The sequence below is a fragment of the Pseudomonas sp. Arb-4-2C genome, assembly GCF_055755015.1.
The window spans coordinates 2837295-2850008 of the sequence record NZ_CM146899.1; the positions used below are offsets into that span (position 1 = coordinate 2837295).

A 12714-nucleotide genomic window follows, 5' to 3' on the forward strand; every position below is an offset into this window, starting at 1 on the left:
ACGCAACGCGTTCAGACACAGCACACCGGCCCCCCATTGTGGGAGGGGGGGGCTCGCGAATGCGGTGAGTCAGCTACAAATGATCTGACTCACACGGCCCCTTCGGGAGCAAGCCCCCTCCCACAAGTTTTCAGGAGTGTAGACGTTCTGGTCATTCGTCTCCCGGCGCCAGTAACAGATTCGGTGCCAGACGCTGATATCCATCCTGCGTCAGACGCATGTCGAGCAGCAGGCTGGTGAGGTCCGCCGACAGTGCTTCGCCGTCGGCATCGTTTTCCAGATACAGCAGTTTCAGATAACTGTTACAGCCTGGGCAGACCTCCGCCCGAATCGGCGCCTGATTGGCTGCATGCCGATCATCCTCAAGGCTCAGGTAATCGAGGCCTTTGCTCGACTCGCAATACACGCACTTGACCCTCACCACGTGCCATTCGCAGGCGCACAGCGAACACACCAGATAACGCAGGCCGTTGTGTTTGCCGCGATGGCGGATCACCCCGGCCATCGCCGGTGAACCACAACCCGGGCATTGGCTGAGGCTGTCACCGGGTTTCAGTTGCAGGTTGGGTGCGCTGAGCAGCCAGTGACTCCAGGCCACTTGCAGCCCGGCGCCGAGAAACGGCACCAGTTGCGCCGGCACCATCGAGTACTGGCCGCTGACCAAGGCCACCGCCCATGCGCGCAACTGGCCCGAACTTGCGCCCTGCAGCGTATTCACCGCCTCAACAACGGCGGGCTGTTCAACCGGCTCATAGCGTTTTAGCAAAGCGCCGAGATAAGCCTGCCAACCCTCTTCGCGCACCAGCGTATCAGCGGCGAACGGCGGCAAGCCATGTTGCTGACAGGCTTCAATCCTTTGCTGATCAAACGGCACCGTCAGCGGTGGATCGTCGAAAACCTGCTGCTGCACCCGGCACAACCCGGCGATCAGACGCAGGTAGTCGGCCAGCGCATGCCCTTGGGCCAATTGCTCCAGACGTTGCGCGCGCAAGGTGAACAGGTTGTGCGGTGGCAAGTGCAGAAACGGCGGCGAACTGGCCGCCGCTTCGATTTCCCCGGGTTCAAGAATGGTTGCCAAAGGTCAGCCCTTTTTGGTGATCGGTCGCTGCGGCACATCCGGATTGCGTTCATCGCGGGTGATTTCGCGGTACCAGAGTTCGTGGTGTTTCTTCGCCCAGGCACGGCTGACCCAGCCATGCAGCATCGCGTCCACCGAGCCCTTGATCCACAGGCCGGCGTAGATGTGAACGATGATGCTGAGGATCAGCACAAACCCGGCCAGCGCATGCAGAAGCATCGCCCAACGGATCACGGTGATGCCGAAATACGCACTGAAATACGCGCGCCAGATCACCAGCCCGGTCAACAGCAACCCGAGCATGCACAGCAGTAAAGTCCAGAACAGCATCTTCTGCCCGGCGTTGTACTTACCCACCGGCGGCACGCTTTCTTCATCGTTGACCAACACCCGATCAATGCGGCGCATCCACTTCCAGTCGTTGTCGATAAAGAAATTCGAGCGCCAGAAGCGGAAGACCAGGCCAAGGAACAGCACAAACATCAGCACGCCCATGAACGGGTGCAGAATCCGCGTCCACGGCCCGCCGCCGAACAGGTTGGTCAGCCAGAACATCGACGGATGAAACAACGCCAGCCCCGACAGCCCGGCCATGAAGAACAGAATCGCCACCAGCCAGTGATTGGTGCGCTGGTTGGCGGTGTAACGCAGAATCGTCTTGTTGCTCATGGCCGGTCCTCCCCGCGTGGATCGAAGGTGTGCACCGCCGGATCAACAACGTGCACCGAAGTGTCCGGCGGCGCGGGATGGTCATCTTCTTCGGTGCGGTTCGGCCCGATCCGCACGTAGTGGAAGAATCCGGCCAGCACCGCCGCGCCCATCGCCAGCAGGCCCAGCGGTTTGCTGATGCCTTTCCACAAGCCCACCAACGGGCTGATGCTCGGGTCCTGCGGCAGGTTGGCGTAGATCTTCGGCGTGTCGGCGTGGTGCAACACGTACATCACATGGGTGCCGCCGACGCCTGCCGGGTCGTACAGACCGGCGTTGTCGAAGCCGCGGCTTTTCAGGTCGACGATGCGTTCGGCGGCGTGTTCCTTCATGTCTTCCTTGCTGCCGAAGACAATCGCCCCGGTGGGGCAGGTTTTCACGCAAGCCGGTTCCAGCCCCACCGCCACCCGGTCCGAACACAAGGTGCACTTGTAGGCCTTGTGATCCTTCTGCGAAATCCGCGGAATGTTGAACGGGCAACCGGTGATGCAATAGCCGCAGCCGATGCAGTGGTCCTGATCGAAATCGACGATGCCATTGGCGTGCTTGATGATCGCCCCGGGACTGGGGCAGGCCGCCAGGCAACCCGGCTCGGCGCAATGCATGCAGCCGTCCTTGCGGATCAGCCACTCCAGATTGCCGGCGTCGGTTTCGTGTTCGGTGAAGCGCATCAAGGTCCAGGTTTCTGCGCTCAGGTCCTGCGGGTTGTCGTAGGTGCCATGGTTGTGGCCGACCTCGTCGCGCAGCTCGTTCCATTCCGAGCAGGCGACCTGGCAGGCCTTGCAACCGATGCATTTGGTGGTATCGATCAGCTTGGCGACTTCCTGCTGATTCCTCACCGAGGGCGGCACCGTGGTGGTGGCCGAGCGGGCAATGATGTCTTGGCTGGCCATCTATAGATTCTCCATCAGAGCTTCTCCACGTTGACCAGGAATGACTTGGATTCCGGCGTCTGTGTGTTGCCATCGCCGAGAAACGGCACCAAGGTGTTGGTCAGGTAACCGTGTCGCGTCTGACCGGTGAACCCCCAGTGCAACGGGATGCCGATCTGATGCACCACCTGGCCGTTGACCTGCAGCGGTCGGATGCGTTTGGTCACCACCGCGACCGCCTCGATGAACCCGCGCTTGCAGCTGACCCGTACCCGATCCCCGGCCGCAATGCCCTTCTCCTTCGCCAGCACTTCGCCGATCTCGACGAACTGCTCCGGCTGGGCAATCGCATTCAACTTGCAATGCTTGCTCCAGAAGTGGAAGTGCTCGGTCAGCCGGTAACTGGTGCCGGCGTACGGGAAGTCCTTGGCTTCGCCGAGGCTTTCCCAGACCGAATCGAAGATCCGCGCCGCCGGGTTGCTGGTGGCTTTCTTGTTTTGCGGGTGCAGTGGGTTGATGCCGATCGGCGTTTCAAACGGCTCGTAATGTTCGGGGAATGGCCCTTCGTTCATCTTGTCGACGGCGAAGAACCGCGCCACGCCTTCGGGGTTCATGATGAACGGGTTCATCCCGGCTTCCGGCGGCACATCGGCCTTGTAGTCCGGCACGTCGGTGCCGCCCCAGGCCTTGCCGTTCCACCATACGAGGCGTTTTTTCGGATCCCACGGTTTGCCCGAGACATCCGCCGATGCACGGTTGTAGAGGATCCGCCGATTGGCCGGCCACGCCCAGGCCCAGCCCAGGTGCTGGTGCATGCCGTACGGGTCGGCGTTGTCGCGTCGGGCCATCTGGTTGCCGGCCTCGGTCCAGCTGCCGGCGAAGATCCAGCAACCGGACGCGGTGCTGCCATCGTCCTTGAGCTGCGCGAACGCCGCCAGTTGCGAGCCGGCCTTGACCGCCACACCGCTGGCGTCGGTGAAGTCGACCATGGCGCTGCCGTTGATTTCCTTGGCCAGCTCCTCCGGCGATGGCTCATCCGGAATCTTGTACGGCCACGACAGTTTCAGCAGCGGATCGGCGAATTTTCCGCCCTCGGCCTGATAACGTTTGCGCAGGCGCAGGAACAGCTCGCTCATGATGCGGATGTCGGTCTGCGCTTCGCCCGGGCCGTCGGCACCTTTCCAGTGCCATTGCAGCCAGCGGCTGCTGTTGACCAGCGAGCCGTCCTCCTCGGCAAAGCAGGTGGTCGGCAGCCGAATGACTTCAGTCTGAATCTCGGCGCTTTTCACGTCGTTGTACGGCCCGACGTTTTGCCAGAACTCCGAGGTTTCGGTGGCCAGCGGGTCCATCACCACCAGCCATTTGAGTTTGGCCAGTGCGCCCATCACCCGGTTCTTGTCCGGCAGCGCGGCGATCGGGTTAAACCCTTGGCACATGTAGCCGTTGACCTTGCCCTGGCTCATCAGGTCGAACATCTTCAGGACGTCGTAGTTGGGGATGTCGAGCTTCGGCAGATAATCGTAATTCCAGTTGTTCTCAAGCGTGGCGTTGGCGCCGTACCACGACTTCATCAGGCTGACGTGGAATTTGCTGTAGTTCTGCCAGTAGGACAATTGCCCCGGACGCAACGGCATCTGCGTGCGTTTTTTGATGAAGCCGTTGTAGTCCTGCTCGGCATCGCTGCCCAGGGTCAGATAACCCGGCAGCGAGTTCGACAACAACCCGAGGTCGGTCAGGCCCTGAATGTTCGAGTGCCCGCGCAAGGCGTTGACGCCGCCGCCCGGCATGCCGACGTTGCCCAGCAGCAATTGCACCATCGCCGCGCTGCGAATGATCTGCGCGCCGATCGAGTGTTGCGTCCAGCCCAGGGCATAGAGAATGGTCATGGTCTTGCCGGGCGTGGAGCACGTGGCAATCTCATCCCAGATTTTCTGCATGGCATCGACCGGCATGCCGCAGATCTGGCTCGCCAGATCAATGTTGTAACGGCTGTAATGCTGCTTCATCAGTTGATAGACGCAGCGCGGGTCCTGCAGGGTCGGGTCGACCTTGGCAAAACCATCCTCACCCAGCTCGTAACCCCAGCCGGACTTATCGGTATAGGTGCGCTTGGCCGCGTCGTAGCCGCTGAAAATACCGTCTTCAAAGCCATAGCCGGCCTTGACGATGAACGAGACGTCGGTGTAATTGCGCACGTATTCGTGCTGGATCTTGTCCTCGGTCAGCAGGTAATTGATCAGCCCGCCCATGAAGGCGATGTCGGTGCCGGTGCGGATCGGCGCGTAATAGTCGGCCACCGAAGCGGTCCGGGTAAAACGCGGGTCGACCACGATCAGCCGGGCAGCGTTGTGCGCCTTGGCCTCGGTCACCCATTTGAAACCGCACGGATGCGCTTCTGCTGCGTTGCCACCCATCACCAGGATCAGATTCGCGTTGGCGATATCGGTCCAGGTATTGGTCATGGCACCACGGCCGTACGTCGGGGCAAGACTTGCCACCGTCGGGCCGTGTCAGACACGCGCCTGGTTATCGAACCCCAGCATGCCGAGACTGCGAATCACCTTCTGGGTGATGTAACCCGCTTCGTTGGACGCTGCCGACGCTGCGAGGAACCCGGTGGTGAGCCAGCGGTTCACCGTTTGCCCGGTAGCGTTCTTTTCGATGAAGTTGGCGTCGCGGTCGGCCTTCATCAGGTCGGCGATGCGATCCAGCGCTTCGTCCCAACTGACGCGGGTCCATTCGCTGCTGCCGGGCTTGCGCACCTGCGGGTATTGCAGGCGGCCCGGGCTATGAATGAAGTCCAGCAGGCCGGCGCCTTTCGGGCACAGGGTGCCGCGGTTGACCGGGTGGTCGGCGTCGCCCTCGATGTGGATGATATTTTGCGCGACGTTCTTCGCGGCATCGCCCTGGCTGTACATGATCAATCCGCAACCGACCGAGCAATACGGGCAGGTGTTGCGGGTTTCATGGGTGTGGGCGAGCTTGAAGTGACGCACCTGCTCGGCGAAGGCCAGCGTCGGGGCCATGCCCAACGCGCCCAGGCTAGAGCCTGCAAGGCCGATACCGGCGACCTTGAAGAATTGACGACGGCTGAGATCCATCGTGCACTCCTGATCAGGTGGAACCCGGTACTGGTGCCGGGTTTTTTCTGGACAAACACGGTGACGGCAGAAAGGCTGCCGACTTTTTCACTGTAGACAAAGACCACACACTCTGTGTGAAAACCGACCGTCGGCCGTTTGTCGGAACTGTATTCACACCGCTCGTTGCAGGCATGAGCCTGCTTGCGATAGCGGTGGGTCAGCTTGCTCAAATGTTGAATTTAAAACCGCAATCGCGAGCAGGCTCGCTCCTGCAGGGGTTGCGGCTTATCATGGCGGCCATGAACAACCCGCCTTCACGAGACCGCGCATGACTTTCGATTTTGATCAGGTATTCGACCGCCACAACACTGGCAGCACCAAGTGGAGCCGCTACCCGGCCGATGTGTTGCCAATGTGGGTCGCTGACATGGATTTCGCTGCGCCGCCGGTGATCATAGAGGCTCTGCAGCAGCGTTTGCTGCACCCGCTGGTGGGTTACAGCGTGGCTCAGGACAACCTGCGTGAGGCCATCGTCGCCGACCTATGGAACAAGTTCGCCTGGAAGGTCAAACCGCAGGAGTTGATCTTCCTGCCAGGCGTTGAGTCCGGTTTCAACATGGCTTTGAAAGCGCTGGTGCAGCCGCAGCAGAACGTCGTGGTGCAAGTGCCGAACTACCCGCCGCTGCGGCATGCGCCGGGCCACTGGGGACTGAACAAGGTCGAACTGGAATTCGTCGCCCAGGCCGACGGCACCTGCGCCACCCCGCTGGAGAGCCTGCGCGACGCGCTGAACGGTGGCGGCGCCCTGCTCCTGAGCAACCCGCACAACCCGATCGGCAAGGTGTTCGGCCGTGAAGAGCTGCAAGCCGTGGCCGATATCTGCGCGGCACAGGACGCCTGGATCATCTCCGACGAAATCCACGCCGAGCTGTGCTTCGACGGCCGCGTGCACATTCCGACCGCCTCCCTGAGCCCGGAAATCGCCAAGCGCACGATCACCCTGATGTCGGCCAGCAAGGCTTACAACATTGCCGGCCTCAAGACCTCGTTCATGATCATCCAGGACGCTGCCCTGCGTGAACGCGTCAACCACGCCCGTTGCGGCATGGTCGACAGCGTCAACCCGCTGGGCATGGAAGCGACCCGAGTCGCCTACAGCGAAGGCGCACCGTGGCTCGCCGAGCTGAAAACCTATCTGCAAGCCAACCGTGACTGGCTGGTGAATGCGGTGCGCAGCCGCTTGCCGGGCGTGACCATCAATGTGCCGCAGGGCACGTACCTGGCTTGGCTCGATTGCTCGGCGCTGGAGCTGGAAAACCCGCAGCAGTTCTTCCTCGAACAGGGCAAGGTCGGCCTCAGCGCCGGTCTCGACTTCGGCGATCAACACCAGCAATTCGTGCGCCTGAACTTCGGCTGCCCGCGCTCGCTGCTCGAAGAAGGCATTACCCGCATGGAGCGTGCCCTGATTCACCGCAATAGCTGACCCCTCAGATAATCCCTTGTGGGAGCGCGCTTGCTCGCGAAAGCAGTGTGTCAGGCGACATCATCGTTTACTGACACACCGCCTTCGCGAGCAAGCCCGCTCCCACATTGGTGTTGCGGTCATCCAACATCCGATCGAACTCACGGCAAACCGTCCGGGTCAACCGCCCATACCAGCCCTGAGACCTCGGAGACCCGCGATGACCGACTATCCAAAACCACCCTTTCCCGCCCAGGCCCAAGCGGTGCCCGGTTCGCAAAGCAAAATGCAGCCGTCCCCCGATTGCGGCGAACAAAGCTACGTCGGTTCCGGGCGACTGGCTGGCAAGATTGCGCTGATCACCGGCGCCGACAGCGGCATCGGTCGCGCCGTGGCGATTGCCTTCGCCCGCGAAGGTGCAGACGTCGCCGTGGCATACCTCAACGAACATGACGACGCCAGAGAGACCGCGCGCTGGGTTGAACAGGCGGGCCGCCAGTGCCTGCTGCTGCCCGGCGACATTGCGCAAAAGGCCCATTGCCAGGCGCTGGTCGACAAGACCGTCGAACGCTTCGGGCGCATCGACGTGCTGGTCAACAACGCTGCATTCCAGATGACCCACGAAACCTTCGAAGAAATTCCCGACGAAGAATGGGTGATGACCTTCGACGTCAACATCACCGCAATTTTCCGTCTGTGCCAGGCGGCGCTCAAACACATGCGCCCCGGCGCGTCGATCATCAACACCAGCTCGATCAACTCCGACCTGCCCAAACCTACACTGCTGGCCTACGCCACCACCAAAGGCGCGATTGCCAACTTCACCGGCGGACTGGCGCAGTTGCTCGGGCCGCAGGAAATCCGCGTGAACTGCGTGGCTCCCGGGCCGATCTGGACGCCATTGATCGTCTCGACCATGCCGGATGAAGAAGTGCAGAATTTTGGCGGCAATACCCCGCTCGGCCGCCCCGGGCAACCGGTGGAAGTGGCGCCGATCTATGTGCTGCTGGCCTCGGATGAAGCCAGTTACATCACCGGTCAGCGCTACGGCGTGACGGGTGGCAAGCCGATGCTGTGATCAACCATGAGCTTTGTCATCTGGGTCGCGGTGCTCGGTGCCGTATTGCTGACCCTCGCGCTGACCTCTTCGTACCTGCGCTGGATGCCGGTCACCACCTCGGCTGTGTGCCTGTTGCTGGGGATCGGCATTGGCCCCAGCGGCCTCGATCTGCTGAAACTGTCGGTGGAAAACGCTGCTGTGTGGATGGAGCACCTGACGGAAGTCGCGGTACTGTTTTCGCTGTTCGTCTGCGGACTCAAGCTGCGTCTGCCGCTGCGCGATAAACGCTGGCGGATCGCATTCGGGCTGGCGGGGCCGGTGATGGTGTTGACCATCGCCGGGGTCAGCCTGTTACTGCATTGGGGCCTGCAATGGGCTTGGGGGCCGTCGCTGCTGATCGGCGCGATCCTGGCACCGACCGATCCGGTGCTCGCCGCGCTGGTGCAGGTCAACGATGCGCGGGACGTCGACAGCGTGCGTTTTGGCCTTTCCGGTGAAGCCGGATTGAACGACGGGATTGCCTTTCCGTTCGTGATTCTCGGGCTGTTGCTGATTCATGGCGAAGGCAGCCCCGGCGAGTGGCAGGACTGGGTGTTGCGCAGTGTGTTATGGGCGGTTCCCGCGGGACTGCTGACCGGGTACTGGATGGGACGCGGCATTGGTCGGGTGACACTCTCGCTGCGCATTCGTAACGACGACAGTACGCTGAGCCCGAATGATTACCTGGCACTGTCGCTGATTGCCCTGGCCTACGTCGGCGCGGACGCCATCGGCGGTTATGGGTTTCTGGCGGTGTTTGCCGCGGGCCTGGGCTTGCGTCAGGAAGAAGTGAAGTCCACGGGCGCCAGCCAGCCGCCTGCCGAACATCTGGTGCAGCCGGTAGTGGGCCATCAGAACATCGAACCGCAGCACGCTGTACACGGTGATACCGAACGACTGGAAAGCAGTCAGGTCGCCGCCGGGATCATGATGGGCGACATGCTGTCGTTCGGCAGTCTGGTGGAACGGGCGATGGAAGTGTTTCTGGTGACCCTGCTCGGCGTGGTGCTGGTGGCACATTGGGACTGGCGGGCGCTGCTGGTAGGCGCGGTGCTGTTTTGTGTGGTGCGTCCGGCCTGCGTTGCGCTGATGCCGTGGGGCGCGCTGCTCGACGCGCGTCAGCGGCTGTTGATCGGCTGGTTCGGCATTCGCGGGATCGGCAGTCTGTTCTACCTGTTTTATGCCTTGAACCATGGCCTCAGCGCCCCGCTCACCACGCTGTGCACCGACATCACGCTGTCGGTGGTGGCGCTGAGCATTTTGCTGCACGGCATCAGTACTCAGCCAATCCTCGCCCGCTACGAACAACGGCAAAAACGAAAAACCTGATTTTTCCAGCGCATGTTGTTGGGGTAACCCATCGAACTTTCTTCTAAAAATAAATGGATCCCTCTGCAGATTCCGGCAGTCACAACCATAACCCCTCGCTGGATGCACTCGGCGGGGTCCGGCAGGTTCGGTTCCCCTGCGGCTTGCAGCCCATGCAAAGGAATCTTTGAAAATATCAAGGTTACGGTCATGAAAGAATGCTCGACTCCTGCACAAATCAAGGCTTGCAGGGCTTTGGCCCTGGAACGCAATCGTCAATTGTTCGAAGACGCCCATACCCTCAACCGAACGGCTCACGAGCTGTTGGAGGCGGACAATCTGGATATCGAGCAATTTGAGCGCTATCGAGCGCTGCGCCGCAAAGCCGATGCGAAGTTCGAGGAAGCTATCGACCATTTGTGCGTTCTCAACGAGGACTTTCCGCCGATTCCAATGTCGCCGCATCATTCGCAGGAATTGCGTCGGCAGCTTGAAACCGTCGAATAAACCGCACACGAAAAAGCCCAGCTGCAAAGTCCGGGCTTTTTCTTTGGCCGGCGATCAGCCTCCGGGGTTGGTCACCTGAATGAACACCGCATAAATCCCGAGCAGCATCCAGAACGTGGCAAAAATCCACGGTGTGCGCACCGAAAACAACAGCGATTTGCGATAGCCCTTGTGGCTCGACTCCATTTCACTGAACAGCGGCGACTCGTCGTAGGCCAGGCCCATGATCGGCTCGCTGCGCAACAGCTCGCTTTGCTTGTAGTGCCAGTGGTCGATGATGTCGTAGGCCGCGCGTATCCCCGGCCAGGCATTCAGCGAACTGAGCAGCCCGAGCAGCGCCAGAAACGGCGGCACGACGAGGGTGAACAGCTTGCCCCATTCCGGGTTGAGATTGGCCATGCACGACGCAAAGGCAATCACCAGAAACGATTGCGCCGCCAGATAGGCGTCGGTGCGGTTGGCCAGAATGCTGGTTTCGTACTGGATTTCCTTGCGATAGAAATCCAGCCGTTCCTTGGGGGAGCCGAACATTTTCGCGTTGTGTTCGGTCAGTACGTCTTCGGCAGTGGGCTGGGTCAGGATGCGAGGCAAGGGACGCATGCTCCGGGGCAGGGAAAGTGTTTAGAAGCACCCCGTCACGCACTAGTTCAGCCGGATGTGTGGCCCGTTCATTTCATCGACTGGGCGATGATCTCCACCAGATTGAGTTGGGTGAACGGCTTGGGCAGACGCGGCAGCTGAGCCGCAAAGCCTTCCAGGCGTTCGGCGTATCCGGTGGCCAGGATGATCGGCAGATCCGGTTTGAGCAAACGCACCGCGTGGGCCAGTTGCGCGCCGCTCATCTGCGGCATGGCCATGTCCGTGATCAACAGGTCGATGACCTCGCCTTGATCGAACAATTGCAGAGCCTTGGCTCCGGAGGTTGCACTGACCACCCGATGGCCGAGGTCTTCAAGCAACAACGTGGTGCTGGTCAACACCAACGAGTCATCGTCCACCACCAGTACACTGAGCCGTGGCACCGCCACCGGTTCAGCATTCGTATACACCAATGGCGTGCTCACACCGCCCGCCGCCACCGGCAGCCAGAGCTCTGCCGCAGTGCCATGACCTTTTTGGCTCTTGAGAATGAAGCGGCCGCCGAGTTGCTCGATGAATCCATGCACCATCGATAACCCCAGCCCGGTGCCCTTGCCCAGGCCTTTGGTGGTGAAAAACGGATCCCGGGCCGATGCCAGGGTCAATTCATCCATGCCCTCGCCCGTGTCGATCAGACTCAGGCAGACATAACGCCCCGCCGCCATCGGCGAATGGCTTTGTTCAAGAACCACCTCCGGTCGTGCGCTGATCACCACGCTGCCACCCTCGGGCATGGCGTCCCGGGCATTGGTCGCCAGGTTGAGCACTGCCAGTTCCAGCTGATTGGTATCGGCCAGCACCGGCTCCAGGTCGGCGGGCATGGAGGTTTCGATTTTGATCCCCGGCCCCAGTGAGCTGCGCAACAGCCCGGTAATGCCTTGCACCAGTTGCGCGACATCGACCGGCTCGGTCTTCAGCTCCTGACGCCGGGCAAAGGCCAGCATGCGTTGGGTCAGCGACACGCCACGCAAGGCACCTTGGGTGGCGTTTTCCAGCAGGCGCTTGAGTTTCGGGTCATCACCAACGCGCTTGCTCACAATTTCAAGATTGCCGAGGATCACGGTCAACAGGTTGTTGAAGTCATGGGCGATGCCGCCACTGAGTTGGCCGATGGCCTGCATCTTCTGCGCCTGGAACAATGCTTCGCGGGTTTTTTCCAGTGCCTGTTGCGACTGATGAGCCTCCGTCACGTCGCGGGTAATCTTGGCGAAACCGAGCAGGGTCCCGGTGTCGCCGCGGATGGCATCGATCACCACATGCGCTAGAAACCGGCTGCCATCCTTGCGTACCCGCCAGCTCTCGTTTTCGAAACGACCTTCGCGGGCTGCGATTTCCAGCGCCCGTTGCGGTTCGCCGCGCTCACGGTCCTGCGCGGTGTAGAAGATCGAGAAATGCTCGCCGATGATTTCTTCCGGCAGATACCCCTTGATCCGCTGCGCGCCCTGATTCCAGTTCGACACCCGACCGTCAGGGCTGAGCATGTACAGGGCGTAGTCAGTCACCCCCTGTACCAGCAGACGGAACTGCTGCTCGCTTCGCTTGAGGGTTTCTTCGGCCATCTTGCGGTCGGTCAGGTCGCGGGTGATCTTGGCAAAACCCAGTAGCGTCCCGTCCGGTTCGATGATCGGATCGATCACCACATGGCACCAGAAGTGTGTGCCGTCCTTGCGTACCCGCCAGCCCTCGCCTTCGAATCGCCCTTCGCCGATTGCCGTGTCCAGCGCCCGTTGCGGCAAGCCGGCCGCGCGATCCTGTTCGGTGTAGAAACGTGAGAAATGCTCGCCGAGAATCTCTTGCCTTTCGTAGCCCTTGAAGCGTTTGGCGCCGGAGTTCCAACTGGTGATGATGCCGTCCGGGTCGATCATGTAAATCGCATAATCGACCACCGCATCGATCAGCAGACGAAAACGCATCTCCTCGATCGCGGCGGTTTTGCTCGGGTTCTCACTCATCAGGTT

The 12714-nt window shown here is 61.1% G+C and carries 10 protein-coding genes; 4 read left to right on the forward strand and 6 right to left on the reverse strand.

Annotated features, from left to right (window positions below; translation table 11 throughout):
• Positions 1-151: 151 nt before the first annotated feature.
• From fdhE to fdnG, 4 genes are read right to left on the reverse strand one after another with little or no spacing between them, the layout of a single operon-like run.
• On the reverse strand, positions 152-1078 hold the full coding sequence (fdhE, locus tag AC0J41_RS12690) for a formate dehydrogenase accessory protein FdhE (RefSeq protein WP_473015802.1): 927 nt from the start codon (positions 1076-1078) through the stop codon (positions 152-154).
• Positions 1079-1081: 3 nt separating this feature from the next.
• Positions 1082-1747, reverse strand: a complete 666-nt coding sequence (locus tag AC0J41_RS12695; protein WP_473015803.1) for a formate dehydrogenase subunit gamma — start codon at positions 1745-1747, stop codon at positions 1082-1084.
• Positions 1744-2679, reverse strand: a complete 936-nt coding sequence (gene fdxH, locus AC0J41_RS12700) for a formate dehydrogenase subunit beta (protein WP_473015804.1) — start codon at positions 2677-2679, stop codon at positions 1744-1746. The genes AC0J41_RS12695 and fdxH overlap by 4 nt, the downstream gene beginning before the upstream one ends.
• 14 nt (positions 2680-2693) lie before the next feature.
• Positions 2694-5759 carry a formate dehydrogenase-N subunit alpha gene (fdnG, locus tag AC0J41_RS12705; protein ID WP_473015805.1) on the reverse strand — a complete coding sequence of 1022 codons (3066 nt, stop codon included), beginning with the start codon at positions 5757-5759 and terminating at the stop codon, positions 2694-2696.
• A 310-nt stretch (positions 5760-6069) separates the two neighbouring features.
• Here fdnG and AC0J41_RS12710 point away from each other — a divergent pair, with 310 nt between their 5' ends.
• The 4 genes from AC0J41_RS12710 (at position 6070) to AC0J41_RS12725 (ending at position 10117) form a co-directional block, all read left to right on the forward strand.
• Entirely contained in the window at positions 6070-7224 is a 1155-nt protein-coding gene (locus AC0J41_RS12710) for a MalY/PatB family protein (RefSeq protein ID WP_473015806.1), read from the forward strand.
• 199 nt (positions 7225-7423) lie between these two features.
• The gene (locus AC0J41_RS12715) at positions 7424-8281 is read left to right on the forward strand and encodes a glucose 1-dehydrogenase (protein ID WP_473015807.1); all 858 of its coding nucleotides are present in this window, start codon (positions 7424-7426) and stop codon (positions 8279-8281) included.
• Positions 8282-8287: 6 nt separating this feature from the next.
• Positions 8288-9631, forward strand: coding sequence for a cation:proton antiporter (locus AC0J41_RS12720; protein ID WP_473015808.1), 1344 nt, complete (start codon positions 8288-8290; stop codon positions 9629-9631).
• A 189-nt stretch (positions 9632-9820) separates the two neighbouring features.
• Positions 9821-10117, forward strand: coding sequence for a hypothetical protein (locus AC0J41_RS12725; protein ID WP_025109641.1), 297 nt, complete (start codon positions 9821-9823; stop codon positions 10115-10117).
• A gap of 54 nt (positions 10118-10171) precedes the next feature.
• Here the strand turns inward: AC0J41_RS12725 and AC0J41_RS12730 are convergent, their stop codons facing one another.
• Positions 10172-10708, reverse strand: coding sequence for a hypothetical protein (locus tag AC0J41_RS12730; protein ID WP_473015809.1), 537 nt, complete (start codon positions 10706-10708; stop codon positions 10172-10174).
• Positions 10709-10785: 77 nt separating this feature from the next.
• Positions 10786-12708: a hybrid sensor histidine kinase/response regulator gene (locus AC0J41_RS12735; RefSeq protein WP_473015810.1), complete on the reverse strand. Its 1923-nt coding sequence runs from the start codon at positions 12706-12708 to the stop codon at positions 10786-10788.
• Positions 12709-12714 lie beyond the last annotated feature (6 nt).